13 protein-coding genes and 1 tRNA gene are annotated in these 15,798 nt (G+C 67.8%); 10 read left to right on the top strand and 4 right to left on the bottom strand.

Annotation, left to right across the window (positions count from 1 at the left end; genetic code table 11):
* Position 1 precedes the first annotated feature (1 nt).
* The 4 genes from yidC to rpmH are packed head-to-tail and all read right to left on the bottom strand — an operon-like array spanning position 2 to position 2,139.
* Complete coding sequence (gene yidC / locus GA0115234_RS30565) at positions 2-1,252, bottom strand: membrane protein insertase YidC (protein ID WP_093548112.1); 1,251 nt, start codon at positions 1,250-1,252, stop codon at positions 2-4.
* 3 nt (positions 1,253-1,255) lie between these two features.
* Positions 1,256-1,615: a membrane protein insertion efficiency factor YidD gene (gene yidD / locus GA0115234_RS30560; protein ID WP_093548110.1), complete on the bottom strand. Its 360-nt coding sequence runs from the start codon at positions 1,613-1,615 to the stop codon at positions 1,256-1,258.
* Positions 1,612-1,983, bottom strand: a complete 372-nt coding sequence (rnpA, locus tag GA0115234_RS30555) for a ribonuclease P protein component (protein WP_093548109.1) — start codon at positions 1,981-1,983, stop codon at positions 1,612-1,614. Before rnpA ends, yidD begins: the two co-directional genes overlap by 4 nt.
* A gap of 18 nt (positions 1,984-2,001) precedes the next feature.
* Positions 2,002-2,139, bottom strand: a complete 138-nt coding sequence (gene rpmH, locus GA0115234_RS30550) for a 50S ribosomal protein L34 (protein ID WP_030930485.1) — start codon at positions 2,137-2,139, stop codon at positions 2,002-2,004.
* Positions 2,140-2,509: 370 nt separating this feature from the next.
* Between rpmH and dnaA the strand changes: the two genes are divergently transcribed.
* The 10 genes from dnaA to GA0115234_RS30495 all read left to right on the top strand — a co-directional run bounded on the left by dnaA (position 2,510) and on the right by GA0115234_RS30495 (position 15,760).
* A complete protein-coding gene (dnaA, locus tag GA0115234_RS30545) occupies positions 2,510-4,321 on the top strand; it encodes a chromosomal replication initiator protein DnaA (RefSeq protein ID WP_093548108.1) in 1,812 nt (603 codons plus the stop codon).
* A gap of 1,025 nt (positions 4,322-5,346) precedes the next feature.
* The gene (gene dnaN, locus GA0115234_RS30535; protein WP_072487582.1) at positions 5,347-6,477 is read left to right on the top strand and encodes a DNA polymerase III subunit beta; all 1,131 of its coding nucleotides are present in this window, start codon (positions 5,347-5,349) and stop codon (positions 6,475-6,477) included.
* Between the two features lie 131 nt (positions 6,478-6,608).
* Positions 6,609-7,487 carry a phosphogluconate dehydrogenase (NAD(+)-dependent, decarboxylating) gene (gene gnd / locus GA0115234_RS30530; RefSeq protein ID WP_093548106.1) on the top strand — a complete coding sequence of 293 codons (879 nt, stop codon included), beginning with the start codon at positions 6,609-6,611 and terminating at the stop codon, positions 7,485-7,487.
* Positions 7,488-7,572: 85 nt separating this feature from the next.
* A complete protein-coding gene (gene recF / locus GA0115234_RS30525) occupies positions 7,573-8,703 on the top strand; it encodes a DNA replication/repair protein RecF (RefSeq protein WP_093548105.1) in 1,131 nt (376 codons plus the stop codon).
* Positions 8,700-9,248 carry a DUF721 domain-containing protein gene (locus GA0115234_RS30520; RefSeq protein WP_093548103.1) on the top strand — a complete coding sequence of 183 codons (549 nt, stop codon included), beginning with the start codon at positions 8,700-8,702 and terminating at the stop codon, positions 9,246-9,248. Before recF ends, GA0115234_RS30520 begins: the two co-directional genes overlap by 4 nt.
* Before the next feature lie 447 nt (positions 9,249-9,695).
* Entirely contained in the window at positions 9,696-11,801 is a 2,106-nt protein-coding gene (gyrB, locus tag GA0115234_RS30515; protein WP_093548101.1) for a DNA topoisomerase (ATP-hydrolyzing) subunit B, read from the top strand.
* Positions 11,802-11,847: 46 nt separating this feature from the next.
* Positions 11,848-14,469: a DNA gyrase subunit A gene (gene gyrA / locus GA0115234_RS30510; RefSeq protein ID WP_093548100.1), complete on the top strand. Its 2,622-nt coding sequence runs from the start codon at positions 11,848-11,850 to the stop codon at positions 14,467-14,469.
* Between the two features lie 93 nt (positions 14,470-14,562).
* The gene (locus tag GA0115234_RS30505) at positions 14,563-15,174 is read left to right on the top strand and encodes a DUF3566 domain-containing protein (protein ID WP_093548098.1); all 612 of its coding nucleotides are present in this window, start codon (positions 14,563-14,565) and stop codon (positions 15,172-15,174) included.
* Positions 15,175-15,244: 70 nt separating this feature from the next.
* Positions 15,245-15,321: transfer RNA gene (locus GA0115234_RS30500), tRNA-Ile, on the top strand.
* An 85-nt stretch (positions 15,322-15,406) separates the two neighbouring features.
* Entirely contained in the window at positions 15,407-15,760 is a 354-nt protein-coding gene (locus tag GA0115234_RS30495) for a hypothetical protein (protein ID WP_093548096.1), read from the top strand.
* The last annotated feature ends 38 nt before the right edge of the window (positions 15,761-15,798 follow it).

The raw sequence follows: 15,798 nt of genomic DNA, 5'->3' as shown, positions 1-15,798 counted from the left end.
CTTACTTCTTGGACGGGTGCTTGGGCCGCTGCGGACCCTTGCGCTGTCCGGACTTGGCTTGGCGTGAGGAGCCGGACGCGGGCTTGCCCGCCGGCTTGGGCTTTTCGTCCTGCTTCTGCAGGGAGGTCTTGGAACCCGACTCGGTGGAATCGGCCTCCTTGCCACCCGCCTGCGCGGTACCGGTCTGACGCTTGGCCTTGGTCTGGCGCTTGGGCTGCTGACGCCGCTGCGCGGCTCCGCCCTCGGCCTCGGCGGCAGCGGTGTCGCTCTTGCCCACCGTGCCGTCCTCCTGGGGGGCGAGGCCCAGCTTGGCCAGTCCGGTGACGAACTTCCGCTCGATGTCATTGCGGTCCGGGCCCTTGGCCACGATCCGCTTGACGGTGTTGCGCCGGGTCCGGCCGCGGACCTCACCATGCGTGGTGACGCTCTTCAGCAGACGGGTCAGGTACTGGTCCTGCGCCTTGCTGCCCGGGGTCGGGTTCTGGTTGATCACGTACATCTGCTGACCCATGGTCCAGACGTTGGTGGTCAGCCAGTAGACGAGGACACCGACGGGGAAGTTGATGCCCATGACGGCGAAGATCACCGGGAAGATGTACATCAGCATCTTCTGCTGCTGCATGTACGGCGTCTTGACCGTCAGGTCGACGTTCTTCGTCATCAGCTGGCGCTGGGTGAAGAACTGCGATGCCGACATCATCACGATCATGACCGCGGTGACGACCCGGACGTCAGTGAGGGAGGCGCCGAGAGCGCTGACCTCGGCCGAGCTGTTCATGAACTTGGCGGCGAGCGGAGCACCGAAGATATGGGCCTGACGAGCGCTGTCGAGCAGCGACTGGTCGATGACACCGATCTTCTTGTTCGAGGCGATGGCCGACAGCACGTGGTACAGGGCGAAGAAGAACGGCGACTGAGCCAGGATGGGAAGGCACGAGGAGAGCGGGTTGGTGCCCGTCTCCTTGTACAGCTTCATCATCTCTTCGGACTGACGCTGCTTGTCGCTCTTGTAGCGCTCCTGGATCGCCTTCATCTTCGGCTGGAGCACCTGCATGTTGCGGGTCGACTTGATCTGCTTGACGAACAGCGGGATCAGGCAGATCCGGATCAGCACCACCAGGGACACGATGGACAGGCCCCAGGCCCAGCCCGTGTCGGCCCCGAAGATCGCCCCGTACAACTTGTGGAACTGGACGATGACCCATGAGACGGGCCAGGTGATGAAGCTGAACAGACTGGCAATCGTGTCCACTAATCAGGCTCCTTGAGCATTGGGCGAAGTCTCTGCGGCCTGCCCCGGGGGTTCGGAGACCGATCCCCGGACAGACGCATCAGCGGCGGAGTCCCCGCCCTTGCCACCGCGTATGGCATTACGCAGGAGTTCATGCCAACGCGGACGTTTGCGTGGTGGAACGTGATCCACGCCACCGGGTGACCACGGATTGCACCGCAGGATGCGCCAGGCCGTCAGCGCGGTTCCCTTGATCGCTCCGTGCCGGTCGATCGCCGTATATCCATAGTGGGAACACGACGGGTAGTACCGGCAGACAGGCCCGAGTAGTGGGCTGATCGTCCACTGATACAGCTTGATGAGAGCCAGCAGCGGGTACTTCATCGCGCGCCCCCTCCCAGCAGCCGCTGCAAGGCGGCGTCCAGGTCTCGGGCCAGCTGTTCATGGTCGGCGTCGCCCGATCCGGGCAGCGCTCGTACGACAACCAGGCTACCGGGGGGCAGCAGGGCAAGCCGTTCGCGGACCAGATGGCGAAGCCTCCGCTTCACCGCTGTGCGGACGACCGCTCCACCCACGGCTTTGCTGACAACGAAACCCGCACGCGGCGGGGGAGCATTCTCCCCAGTCACGTGCGGGTCCGTTGCACCGCTGCGTAGATGAACGACGAGTAGCGGGCGGCCGGCCCGGCGTCCTCGACGTACTGCGGTCGCGAAGTCCTCGCGCCGCCTCAGCCGATTCTCGGTAGGCAGCACGTCATGACCTGTAAGCGATCAGGCGGACAGGTTGGCGCGACCCTTGCCACGGCGGGACGCGAGAATCGCGCGGCCGGCACGGGTGCGCATGCGCAGCCGGAAGCCGTGGGTCTTCGCGCGACGACGGTTGTTCGGCTGGAAGGTGCGCTTGCTCACTAGGGGGCTCCAGAAATGACTCGTGTGTTGGCGGGACATCGCCTGGCTGTCACCGTGCGCCCACGAGAGACTCGCGTAAACGCTCTAGTGCACCGCTTCACGATCACAGATCGTGATCTTTGCCCATCGGAGGCAGGCGGCAGCAGCCATCGACAACTCGACCTGGTCACGGTACGCGCGGCTACGCCATCCGGTCAAACCGGCTCTACCGCACCCCACCACTGTGCACAGGCTGTGGACAACAACTTGAACCACGCGGGTCGCCCTGACTACCGTGGCTGAGTTCCGGTCTTTTCTTCCTGCCTGCCGGTCCCCACCCATCCCGTCCCGAGAACCACACATTCGTGGGACCTGCGAGAGAGCGTGCCCTGTGGCTGACGTACCTGCCGATCTTGCCGCAGTGTGGCCACGAGTGCTGGAGCAACTCCTCGGGGAGGGCCAACAGGGCATCGAGCCGAAGGACAAGCAGTGGATCGAGCGCTGCCAGCCGCTCGCCCTGGTCGCCGACACCGCGTTGCTCGCCGTCCCCAATGAATGGGGCAAGCGCGTCCTGGAGGGCCGGCTCGCGCCGCTCATCAGCGAGACGCTGAGTCGCGAATGCGGCCGCCCGATCCGCATCGCGATCACCGTCGACGACTCCGCGGGCGAACCGCCGAGCCCGCCCGCGCCGCCGATGCACCAGTCCCAGCAGCCCCAGCAGCAGCACCGCTACCAGGGGCCGCCGCAGCACGACGAGCGGCAGCACAACGACGCGTACGACGGCTACGGGCACCGGCCCTCCGACGACGGCATGCCGACCGCCCGCCCGGCCTACCCCGACTACCAGCAGCAGCGCCCCGACCCCGGCGCGTGGCCGCGCACCCAGGAGGACCTCTCCTGGCAGCAGCCCCGCCTCGGCGGATTCCAGGACCGTGAGGCTCCCGCGGAACAGTGGCGCGAGCCGTACGCCGCCGGCCGCCCCCAGCAGCCGCAGCACGACTACCGCCCGCAGCCGCCCGAGCGCCAGGGGTACGAGCAGCAGCGCTCCGACCACCGCGACATGCCGGAACCCCAGCCGCAGCACCGGCAGGGCGGTGGCACCGGGCGGCCCGGCGGCGCCTCCGGGCCGATGGGCTCGCAGCCCGCGCCCACGCCCGGCCCCGGCGAACCGGCGGCCCGGCTGAATCCGAAGTACCTCTTCGACACCTTCGTCATCGGCGCGTCCAACCGATTCGCGCACGCCGCGGCGGTCGCGGTCGCCGAGGCCCCCGCCAAGGCGTACAACCCGCTCTTCATCTACGGGGAGTCCGGGCTCGGCAAGACCCACCTGCTGCACGCCATCGGGCACTACGCCCGCAGCCTCTACCCGGGCACCCGGGTGCGGTACGTGAGCTCCGAGGAGTTCACCAACGAGTTCATCAACTCGATCCGCGACGGCAAGGGCGACACCTTCCGCAAGCGCTACCGGGATGTGGACATCCTGCTCGTCGACGACATCCAGTTCCTGGCGAGCAAGGAGTCGACGCAGGAGGAGTTCTTCCACACCTTCAATACGCTCCACAACGCCAACAAGCAGATCGTGCTGTCCTCCGACCGGCCGCCCAAGCAGCTGGTGACCCTGGAGGACCGGTTGCGGAACCGCTTCGAGTGGGGGCTGACCACCGATGTGCAGCCGCCGGAGCTGGAGACGCGGATCGCGATCCTCCGCAAGAAGGCGGTACAGGAGCAGCTCAACGCCCCGCCGGAGGTTCTGGAGTTCATCGCCTCCCGCATCTCCCGGAACATCAGGGAGCTGGAGGGGGCGCTGATCCGGGTCACGGCCTTCGCCAGTCTCAACCGTCAGCCGGTGGACCTCGGGCTGACCGAGCATGTGCTGAAGGACCTGATCCCGGGTGGCGAGGACTCGGCCCCGGAGATCACGGCGACGGCCATCATGGCCTCGACCGCGGACTACTTCGGTCTCACGGTGGACGATCTCTGCGGAACCTCGCGCAGCCGTGTGCTGGTGACGGCCCGCCAGATCGCGATGTACCTCTGCCGGGAGCTCACCGATCTCTCGCTGCCCAAGATCGGTGCGCAGTTCGGCGGCCGCGACCATACGACGGTGATGCACGCGGACCGGAAGATCCGCGCGCTGATGGCGGAGCGGCGCTCCATCTACAACCAGGTCACCGAGCTCACCAACCGCATCAAGAACGGCTGACGGACCGCCGTCGTACGCGCCGCAAGGGCGCTCGAAGGGCCCTCACGGGCTCCTCGGGCGCCCTTTTCGCTGCCCGGAAGCCGCCTGGGGACCGCCTGAGAACCGCCCAGGAGCCTCTGGAGACCGCCCGCCGCCCGCTCCGAACCCTCTCCGAGCCCCCTCCGAACCCCCTTGGAACCCTCTCCGAACGCCTTCCGAGCCCGTTGCGCCCCGCCCCGAGGTCCGCCGCCAACGCTCCGACACCACCGCGGTGTTCGAATACCTGCCGCTGACCAGCCGTTCTCCACAGATCTGGGGAGTTTTTCCCCTCCACAGCCTGGGGATCCGGAAGTTGTCCATATTGCTTCCACAGGGGCGACTGCCGATACTCCATCAGGCCAGGTCAAGGGCCTGGGGATTTGTGGTCAACAATGATCCACAGCCTGTGGACAAAATATTCGTCCACAGGGCGCGGATGATGTTGTCCACCGGCAGCCCACAGACCGAGCTCTGTTGTCCCCAGCTTCGAGGGGCTTCTCCACACCTCTGTCCACTGTTCGGCAACGCGGCACCACCTTTCACCGCACCGAGTGAAAGGCGTCACACCAAGAGGGTCGGTTGGGCTGTGGGGAACCTGGGTAAAGCTGGGGACAGCCCTGGGGAGAAACCCCCCTGTCCTGTGCATCGGGTGTGCAGAACTTTCGCGTGTCCACAGAAGCGCCGTGTTGTCCACCGGTGCCACCCACAGGGTCGGTGGACAAAAAACCGGGATTGACCTGCGGAAACGACGTTATCCACGGTTTCCACAGGCCCTACTACTACTGCCACATAGAGTTAGCCCGGAATCCGCTTCGAAGTGGGGCCTGTGCACAACTCGGCGCCGGAGCTCTCCGAACCTCTTGTCGCGACTTGACCCCGAGCAGCACCGAGTGTCGGTGCCGTACGTCAGACTGGTCCCCGGCGTCCTTCCTGCCCCAGTGGTGGGAGACCCGATTCAGACGACGAAGGCCAGCAGGGCGAGCGAGCAACAGCAGGAGGCGGTTCCGGTGAAGATCCGGGTGGAGCGCGATGTACTCGCGGAGGCTGTGGCCTGGGTGGCCCGTAGCCTCCCGGCCCGTCCGCCGGCGCCCGTTCTCGCGGGCCTTCTGCTGAAGGCTGAGGACGGGGCCCTCAGCTTCTCCAGCTTCGACTACGAGGTCTCGGCCCGGGTCTCGGTGGACGCGGAGGTCGAGGAGGACGGCACGGTGCTGGTCTCCGGCCGGCTGCTCGCCGACATCTGCCGCGCCCTCCCCAACCGTCCGGTGGAGATTTCCACAGACGGTGTACGGGCGACCGTGGTCTGCGGCTCCTCGCGATTCACCCTCCACACCCTTCCTGTGGAGGAGTACCCGGCGCTTCCCGAGATGCCGACCGCGACCGGCACGGTCCCCGGCGAGGTCTTCGCCTCCGCCGCCGCCCAGGTCGCCATCGCCGCGGGCCGCGACGACACGCTGCCGGTGCTGACCGGTGTACGGATCGAGATCGAGGGCGACACCGTCACCCTGGCCTCGACCGACCGCTACCGCTTCGCGGTCCGCGAGTTCCTCTGGAAGCCGGAGAACCCGGACGCCTCGGCTGTCGCCCTGGTGCCCGCCAAGACGCTCCTGGACACCGCCAAGGCCCTGACCAGCGGTGACACGGTGACCCTGGCGCTGTCCGGCTCGGGTGCCGGTGAGGGGCTGATCGGTTTCGAGGGCGCGGGCCGACGTACGACCACGCGACTGCTCGAAGGCGATCTGCCGAAGTACCGCACGCTCTTCCCCACCGAGTTCAACTCGGTCGCGGTCATCGAGACGGCGCCGTTCGTCGAGGCCGTCAAGCGTGTGGCCCTCGTCGCCGAGCGGAACACCCCGGTGCGGCTCAGCTTCGAGCAGGGCGTACTGATCCTGGAGGCGGGTTCCAGCGACGACGCACAGGCTGTGGAGCGGGTCGACGCGGTGCTGGAGGGCGACGACATCTCGATCGCCTTCAACCCGACCTTCCTGCTGGACGGACTGAGCGCGATCGACTCCCCGGTCGCCCAGCTCTCCTTCACGACGTCCACCAAGCCCGCGCTGCTCAGCGGCCGCCCGGCCGTGGACGCCGAGGCGGACGACGCGTACAAGTACCTGATCATGCCGGTCCGCCTCTCCGGCTGATCCGGTCGTCGGTCCTGTCATGACGGATCCCGGCGGGCATGCTCGGCGCCGAGCATGCCCGCCGGTCCGTCCCCGGCCGGGCGTAGGCTCGTCCTTGGGTACGAATCGGCACAACGCTTAAGGAATCTCTGATGGAGCTCGGTCTCGTCGGCCTCGGCAAGATGGGCGGCAACATGCGCGAGCGCATCCGCCGCGCAGGCCACACCGTCATCGGTTACGACCGCAACCCGGACGTCTCCGATGTCCACAGCCTCGAAGAGCTTGTGGGCAAGCTGAAGGGTCCCCGGGTCATCTGGGTGATGGTTCCGGCCGGTGCCCCGACCCAGGCCACGATCGACGAGCTCGCCGGTCTCCTCTCGCCCGGCGACATCGTCGTGGACGGCGGGAACTCCCGCTGGACCGACGACGAGAAGCACGCCGTCGAGCTGGGCATCAAGGGCATCGGCTTCGTGGACTGCGGCGTCTCCGGCGGCGTCTGGGGCCTGGAGAACGGCTACGCGCTGATGTATGGCGGCGACGCCGAGAACGTGGCGAAGGTCCAGCCGGTCTTCGACGCGCTGAAGCCCGAGGGCGACTTCGGTTCCGTGCACGCGGGCAAGGTCGGCGCCGGCCACTTCGCGAAGATGGTCCACAACGGCATCGAGTACGCCATGATGCAGGCCTACGCCGAGGGCTGGGAGCTCCTGGAGAAGGTCGACTCCGTCACCGATGTGCGCGAGGTCTTCCGCTCCTGGCAGGAGGGCACGGTCATCCGCTCCTGGCTGCTCGACCTGGCGGTCAACGCGCTGGACGACGACGAGCACCTCGACAAGCTCCGCGGCTACGCCGCCGACTCCGGCGAGGGCCGGTGGACGGTGGAGGCCGCGATCGACAACGCGGTGCCGCTGCCCGCGATCACCGCGTCGCTCTTCGCGCGTTTCGCCTCGCGCCAGGACGACTCCCCGCAGATGAAGATGATCGCCGCGTTGCGCAACCAGTTCGGTGGCCACGCGGTCGAGAACAAGAAGTAACCGCAACGGGAGGCGGACCGGGCCCAGACGTCCGGTCCGCCCCACGAAGCACGGAGCAGGAAGCCGGGAAGGTCGGCGTACACCCATGCATGTCACGCATCTCTCGCTGGCCGACTTCCGCTCGTACGCCCGGGTCGAGGTACCTCTCGAACCGGGCGTCACCGCGTTCGTGGGGGCCAACGGCCAGGGCAAGACGAATCTGGTGGAGGCGGTCGGCTATCTCGCGACGCTCGGCAGCCACCGGGTCTCCTCCGACGCTCCGCTGGTGCGGATGGGCGCGGAGCGGGCCGTCGTCCGCGCCGCCGTGACGCAGGGCGAGCGTTCGCAGCTGATCGAGCTGGAGCTCAATCCCGGCAAGGCCAATCGGGCGCGTATCAATCGATCGTCGCAGGTCAGGCCGCGTGACGTGCTGGGGATAGTACGCACGGTGCTGTTCGCGCCGGAGGACCTGGCGCTGGTCAAGGGCGATCCCGGGGAGCGCCGGCGCTTTCTCGACGAGCTGATCACGGCTCGTTCGCCGCGGATGGCGGGGGTGCGCTCGGACTACGAGCGGGTGCTGAAGCAGCGCAACACCCTGCTGAAGTCGGCGGCGATGGCGCGTCGGCACGGCGGCAGGTCGATGGACCTGTCCACGCTCGACGTATGGGACCAGCATCTGGGCCGGGTGGGCGCGGAGCTGCTGGCTCAGCGGCTGGATCTGATCGCGACCCTGCAGCCGCTGGCGGACAAGGCGTACGGGGACGTCGCGCCGGGCGGCGGCCCGCTGGCCTTGGAGTACCGCAGCTCGGTCGGGGCGGACGTGGAGTCCGCCCGTACCCGCGAGGAGCTGTACGAGCAGTTGATCGCGGCCCTGGCGGAGGTCCGCAAGCAGGAGATCGAGCGGGGCGTGACGCTGGTCGGTCCGCACCGTGACGATCTGCTGCTCGGGTTGCGGGGCATGCCGGCCAAGGGGTACGCGAGCCACGGCGAGTCCTGGTCGTACGCGTTGGCGCTGCGGCTGGCCTCGTACGATCTGCTGCGCGGCGAGGGCAATGAGCCGGTGCTGGTGCTGGACGACGTCTTCGCGGAGCTGGACGCGCGGCGCCGTGAGCGGCTGGCGGAGCTGGTGGCCCCGGGTGAGCAGGTGCTGGTGACGGCCGCGGTGGACGACGACGTCCCGGGGGTGCTGGCGGGGGCGCGGTACGCGGTGTCCGCGGGTGAGGTGGAGCGGCTGTGAGCGGCCACGGCGAGGGGTCCGGTGAGGGGAAGGCCCCGGAGCCTTCGGGGGTCGATCTGGCGCGGGTGGCCCTGCGCGCGGCCAAGGAGCAGGCGCGGGCGCGTGGTGCTGCCGCGCAGCAGAAGAAGCAGGCCAGGCGGGGCGGCGGGCTGCGGTCGGGTGCGCGGGCCGATGGGCGTGATCCGTTGCCGCTGGGCTCCGCGATCAACCGGCTGATCACCGAGCGGGGCTGGGAGACCCCGGCCGCGGTGGGCGGGGTGATGGGGCGCTGGCCGCAGATCGTCGGTGAAAATCTGGCCAATCATTGTGTGCCGCTGCGGTACGACGAGGATCCGGACGAGCGGGTGCTGACGGTGCAGTGCGACTCGACGGCGTGGGCGACGCAGCTGCGGTTGCTGGCGCCTCAGCTGGTGGCCCGGCTGAACGCGGATCTGGGGCAGGGCACGGTGCGGTTGATCAAGGTGCTGGGGCCCGGCGGTCCGCAGCGCAGGTTCGGTCCGCTGCGCGCGCCGGGGAGCATCGGCCCTGGCGACACCTACGGCTGAGCTGGTCTTTTCCTGGTTCCTGACTGGCTCCGGGCTGTTCGAGGGGTGGCCTGCGGCCGCTTTCCGGTGCTGCGCGGGCCCCCGTTCCGTACCCGGACGAGGCCCCCTCGCGGTGCGGTGCCGTCCATGTGGAGCGCTGTCCGTCGGATCCGTGTTGTGCGGGTATGCGGTGGTTGGAACCACGCGCTGAGAATGGGGCGTCCCTCACGGTAGCGGGAGGTTGACAGGTCGAAGCGCTCAAGGCCCGCGTGAGCCTCCTGGGAGCCCTTCCTGAATATGGGGAGTCGTCAGCCGCTCATTCAGGGCGGCACATGCGTACTCAGGTACCGGCAAACCCCCATTCATGTCAGCGCTACCGGTAGACTGGTGAACAATCCCGCACCCTTGCGGGAGTCGTCGATACAAGCCGAACGACGCAGCCGCTCCCGTTTGCCCGGAGAACGGCCTGTGCTGTGCCAGAAAGGGCGCTTCGTGGCCGATTCCGGCAACCCCAACGAGAACATTCCGTCCACACCCGGTGAGAGCGCCGAGGCTGTCGCCGCGGGCGAGGCCGTGGGTGCCGACGAGGTCACCGCCTCGTACGACGCCAGCGCGATCACCGTCCTGGAGGGTCTGGACGCGGTCCGCAAGCGACCTGGCATGTACATCGGTTCGACCGGTGAGCGCGGTCTCCACCACCTCGTGTACGAGGTCGTCGACAACTCGGTCGACGAGGCGCTGGCCGGGCACGCGGACACGATCGACGTCACGATCCTCGCCGACGGCGGGGTCCGCGTGATCGACAACGGCCGCGGTATCCCGGTCGGCATCGTGCCGTCCGAAGGCAAGCCCGCCGTCGAGGTCGTGCTCACCGTCCTGCACGCGGGCGGAAAGTTCGGCGGCGGCGGTTACGCCGTCTCCGGTGGTCTGCACGGCGTCGGTGTGTCCGTCGTCAACGCCCTGTCCACGCGGGTTGCCGTCGAGGTCAGGACGGACGGCCACCGCTGGACGCAGGACTACAAGTTCGGCGTCCCGACCGCCCCGCTGGCCCGTAACGAGGCCACCGACGAGACGGGCACGTCAGTCACGTTCTGGGCCGACGGGGGCATCTTCGAGACCACCGAGTACTCCTTCGAGACCCTGTCGCGCCGCTTCCAGGAGATGGCGTTCCTCAACAAGGGCCTGACGATCAAGCTCACCGACGAGCGCGAGTCGGCGAAGGCGACGGCGGGTGCGGATGTCGCCGAGGTGGCCGAGATCGCCGAGGCGGAGCAGGTCCGTACGGTCTCGTACCACTACGAGGGCGGCATCGTCGACTTCGTGAAGTACCTCAACTCCCGCAAGGGCGATGTCATCCACCAGTCGGTGATCGACATCGAGGCCGAGGACAAGGAGCGCCTCCTCTCGGCCGAGATCGCGATGCAGTGGAACACGCAGTACAGCGAGGGGGTCTACTCCTTCGCGAACACGATCCACACGCACGAGGGCGGTACCCACGAGGAGGGCTTCCGCGCCGCGCTGACCACGCTGGTCAACAAGTACGCGCGCGAGAAGAAGCTGCTGCGCGAGAAGGACGACAACCTCACGGGTGACGACATCCGCGAGGGTCTGACGGCGATCATCTCGGTGAAGCTGGGCGAGCCGCAGTTCGAGGGCCAGACGAAGACCAAGCTGGGCAACACGGAGGCGAAGACCTTCGTGCAGAAGGTCGTCCACGAGCAGCTCACGGACTGGTTCGACCGCAATCCGAACGAGGCCGCCGACATCATCCGCAAGGGCATCGCAGCGGCCACGGCCCGGGTCGCGGCCCGCAAGGCGCGTGACCTGACCCGCCGCAAGGGGCTCCTGGAGAGCGCCTCGCTGCCGGGCAAGCTGAGCGACTGCCAGTCCAACGACCCGACGAAGTGCGAGATCTTCATCGTCGAGGGTGACTCCGCCGGTGGTTCGGCGAAGTCCGGCCGCAACCCGATGTACCAGGCGATCCTGCCGATCCGCGGCAAGATCCTGAACGTCGAGAAGGCCCGGGTCGACAAGATCCTGCAGAACACCGAGGTCCAGGCGCTGATCTCGGCCTTCGGTACCGGGGTCCACGAGGACTTCGACATCGAGAAGCTGCGCTATCACAAGATCATCCTGATGGCGGACGCCGATGTCGACGGTCAGCACATCAACACCCTGCTGCTGACGTTCCTCTTCCGCTTCATGCGTCCGCTGGTCGAGGCCGGGCACGTGTACCTCTCCCGCCCGCCGCTCTACAAGATCAAGTGGGGCCGGGACGACTTCGAGTACGCCTACTCGGACCGCGAGCGCGACGCCCTGGTCGAGCTGGGCAAGCAGAACGGCAAGCGGATCAAGGAAGACTCGATCCAGCGCTTCAAGGGCCTCGGCGAGATGAACGCCGAGGAGCTGCGCGTCACCACGATGGACGTCGACCACCGGGTTCTCGGCCAGGTCACGCTGGACGACGCGGCGCAGGCCGACGACCTCTTCTCGGTGCTGATGGGCGAGGACGTCGAGGCGCGGCGCTCGTTCATCCAGCGCAATGCCAAGGACGTCCGCTTCCTCGACATCTGAGTCGGCCGAACCAGCAAGCCGCCGCTCGAAAGGACTTTGACCAGCAATGGCCGACGAGAACACCCCTGTGACACCTGAAGAGGATCCCGCCGCCGGTGTGGGCATGCGTGTCGAGCCCGTCGGGCTCGAAACGGAGATGCAGCGCTCCTACCTCGACTACGCGATGTCCGTCATCGTCTCGCGTGCGCTGCCCGACGTGCGGGACGGCCTCAAGCCCGTGCACCGCCGGGTGCTGTACGCGATGTACGACGGCGGCTACCGGCCCGAGAAGGGCTTCTACAAGTGCGCCCGCGTCGTCGGTGACGTCATGGGTACGTACCACCCGCACGGCGACTCCTCGATCTACGACGCCCTGGTCCGCCTGGCGCAGCACTGGTCGATGCGCATGCCGCTGGTGGACTCCAACGGCAACTTCGGTTCCCCGGGCAACGACCCGGCCGCCGCCATGCGGTACACCGAGTGCAAGATGATGCCGCTGTCCATGGAGATGGTCCGGGACATCGACGAGGAGACCGTCGACTTCCAGGACAACTACGACGGCCGTAACCAGGAGCCGACGGTCCTGCCGGCGCGCTTCCCGAACCTGCTGGTCAACGGTTCGGCGGGCATCGCGGTCGGTATGGCGACCAACATCCCGCCGCACAACCTGCGCGAGGTCGCGGCCGGTGCGCAGTGGTACCTGGAGCACCCGGAGGCCTCTCAGGAGGAGCTCCTGGACGCGCTGATCGAGCGGATCAAGGGCCCGGACTTCCCGACGGGCGCGCTCGTCGTGGGCCGCAAGGGCATCGAGGAGGCGTACCGCACCGGCCGCGGCTCGATCACGATGCGCGCGGTCGTCGCGGTCGAGGAGATCCAGAACCGGCAGTGCCTGGTCGTCACGGAGCTGCCGTACCAGACCAACCCCGACAACCTCGCGCAGAAGATCGCCGACCTGGTGAAGGACGGCAAGGTCGGCGGCATCGCGGACGTCCGGGACGAGACCTCGTCGCGGACCGGTCAGCGTCTGGTCGTCGTACTGAAGCGGGACGCGGTCGCCAAGGTCGTACTGAACAACCTGTACAAGCACACCGACCTGCAGACCAACTTCGGCGCCAACATGCTGGCGCTGGTCGACGGTGTGCCGCGCACCCTCTCGATCGACGCGTTCATCCGGCACTGGGTGACGCACCAGATCGAGGTCATCGTCCGGCGTACGAAGTTCCGGCTGCGCAAGGCGGAGGAGCGGGCGCACATCCTGCGTGGCCTCCTCAAGGCCCTGGACGCCATCGACGAGGTCATCGCCCTCATCCGGCGCAGCAACACCGTGGAGATCGCGCGTGAGGGCCTGATGGGCCTGCTGGAGATCGACGAGATCCAGGCCAACGCGATCCTGGAGATGCAGCTGCGCCGGCTGGCCGCGCTGGAGCACCAGAAGATCACGGCCGAGCACGACGAACTCCAGGCGAAGATCAACGAGTACAACGCGATCCTGGTCTCGCCGGAGCGGCAGCGGAAGATCGTCAGCGAGGAGCTGGCGGCGATCGTCGAGAAGTTCGGCGACGACCGGCGCTCCAAGCTGGTGCCCTTCGACGGTGACATGTCCATCGAGGACCTGATCGCCGAGGAGGACATCGTCGTCACGATCTCGCGCGGCGGCTATGTGAAGCGCACGAAGACGGACGACTACCGCTCGCAGAAGCGCGGCGGCAAGGGCGTGCGCGGTACGAAGCTCAAGGAAGACGACATCGTCGACCACTTCTTCGTGTCGACGACGCACCACTGGCTGCTGTTCTTCACGAACAAGGGCCGGGTGTACCGGGCGAAGGCCTACGAGCTGCCGGACGCCGGCCGTGACGCCCGCGGTCAGCACGTCGCCAACCTGCTGGCCTTCCAGCCGGACGAGCAGATCGCCCAGATCCTGGCGATCCGCGACTACGAGGCCGCGCCCTATCTGATCCTGGCCACGAAGGGCGGTCTGGTGAAGAAGACCGCGCTGAAGGACTACGACTCCCCGCGCTCGGGTGGTGTCATCGCGATCAACCTCCGGGAGACGGGGGACGGCTCGGACGACGAGCTGATCGGCGCGGAGCTGGTGTCGGCCGAGGACGACCTGCTGCTCATCAGCAAGAAGGCCCAGTCGATCAGATTCACCGCGACGGACGATGCGCTGCGCCCGATGGGCCGTGCCACATCGGGCGTCAAGGGCATGAGTTTCCGCGAGGGAGACGAACTGCTCTCGATGAATGTTGTCCGGCCGGGTACGTTCGTGTTCACTGCCACCGACGGCGGGTACGCGAAGCGGACCCCTGTCGACGAGTACCGGGTCCAGGGCCGTGGCGGTCTGGGCATCAAGGCCGCCAAGATCGTGGAGGACCGGGGCTCGCTGGTCGGCGCGCTGGTGGTCGAGGAGACGGACGAGATCCTGGCCATCACGCTCGGCGGTGGTGTGATTCGTACGCGAGTCAATGAAGTCAGGGAGACGGGCCGTGACACCATGGGCGTCCAACTGATCAATCTGGGCAAGCGCGATGCCGTCGTCGGTATTGCCCGTAACGCCGAAGCCGGTCGTGAGGCCGAAGAAGTCGAGGGGTCCGAGGACGCCGAGGCCGCGACGGCGGAGGGTGCCGAGAGCACGGTCGAGGGCAATGTCGAAGGCACGTCGCCTTCGGCCGGGGAGCACGAGGAGTAGAGCGTGAGTGGAGCCACGGGCGCCGGTTCGGCCGCTTCCGGAACAGGGGCGAACGGTGCCCGTGGCCCTGCCACGGACTCCCAAGGGGGCACTGTGACGGACACCCGGGGGCCTCAGCCCCAGTACGAGGGCTACACGACCGGGCCGTTGCCCGGTGAGCGCGAGCCCGCACCGGGGCAGAGCGGGCCGTACCACCCGCCACAGGCGTATCCCTCGCCTGCCGGCGGGACCCAGGGCGGCCGGCCGTCCGGCGGCGGCACGCAGGGCGGTGTGCAGGGCGTCGGAGCCGCGCAGGCGGCCCGTCGGCCGCGGACCGGGGCGCGGACGACTCCGCGTACCCGCAAGGCGCGGCTGCGGGTGGCCAAGGCCGATCCGTGGTCGGTGATGAAGGTCAGCTTCCTGCTCTCCATCGCGCTCGGCATCTGCACGGTGGTGGCGTCCGCGGTGCTGTGGATGGTCATGGACGCCATGGGCGTCTTCGAGACCGTCGGCGGCACGATCAGCGAGGCCACCGGTTCGAACGACAGCAACGGCTTCGATCTCCAGTCGTTCCTGTCGCTGCCCAGGGTTCTCATCTTCACCTCGGTCATCGCGGTGATCGATGTGGTCCTGGCGACCGCGCTGGCGACGCTGGGCTCCTTCATCTACAACCTGTCGGCGGGTTTTGTCGGCGGTATCGAGCTCACGCTGGCCGAGGACGAGTAGGTCGCCGGGTATCGATTTTGGGACTGGCCCCGACGTGCGCTAATCTTCAGAAGTCAGCGCAGAGCGCGGCGGGGCTATAGCTCAGTTGGTTAGAGCGCATCCCTGATAAGGATGAGGCCACAGGTTCAAATCCTGTTAGCCCCACCAGTACGAAGGCCCCTCACCGGAAACGGTGGGGGGCCTTCGGCATTTACGGCCGACGTCCACGGCCGGGCGTCAGTAGGTTGGCCGCATGTCTTCCGTACTCGTGATCGGTTATGACCCGCAGGCACTGCCCGGCATCGACGCGGAGGCGGTGCGCACGACCCTCGCCGAGGAGGTGAGGCGGTTCGGCGAGCTCGGTATCGAAGCGGCCATGACGCTGGTCGTCTTCGACGAGTCGGCCGAGCCCGCGATCGCCGCGTCGCTGGCCGAGCGTCCGTGGGACGTGGTCGTCATCGGGGGCGGGATCCGCAAGACCGAGGTGCTGCTCCCGCTCTTCGAGCGGACCGTGAATCTGATCCGCCGCCATGCGCCCGGTGCCGCCATCGCGTTCAACACCAACGCGGGGGACAGCGTCGAGGCGGCGCGGCGCTGGCTCCCGTAGGCGGGAGGGCCGCTGGAGCGCACGGAGAAGCCCCCGTC

The sequence above is a fragment of the Streptomyces sp. DvalAA-43 genome, assembly GCF_900091725.1.
GTDB classification, from domain to species: domain Bacteria; phylum Actinomycetota; class Actinomycetes; order Streptomycetales; family Streptomycetaceae; genus Streptomyces; species Streptomyces pulveraceus.
Note: the sequence above shows the minus strand (reverse complement) of the source record. Positions and strands in the feature narration are given on the sequence as shown.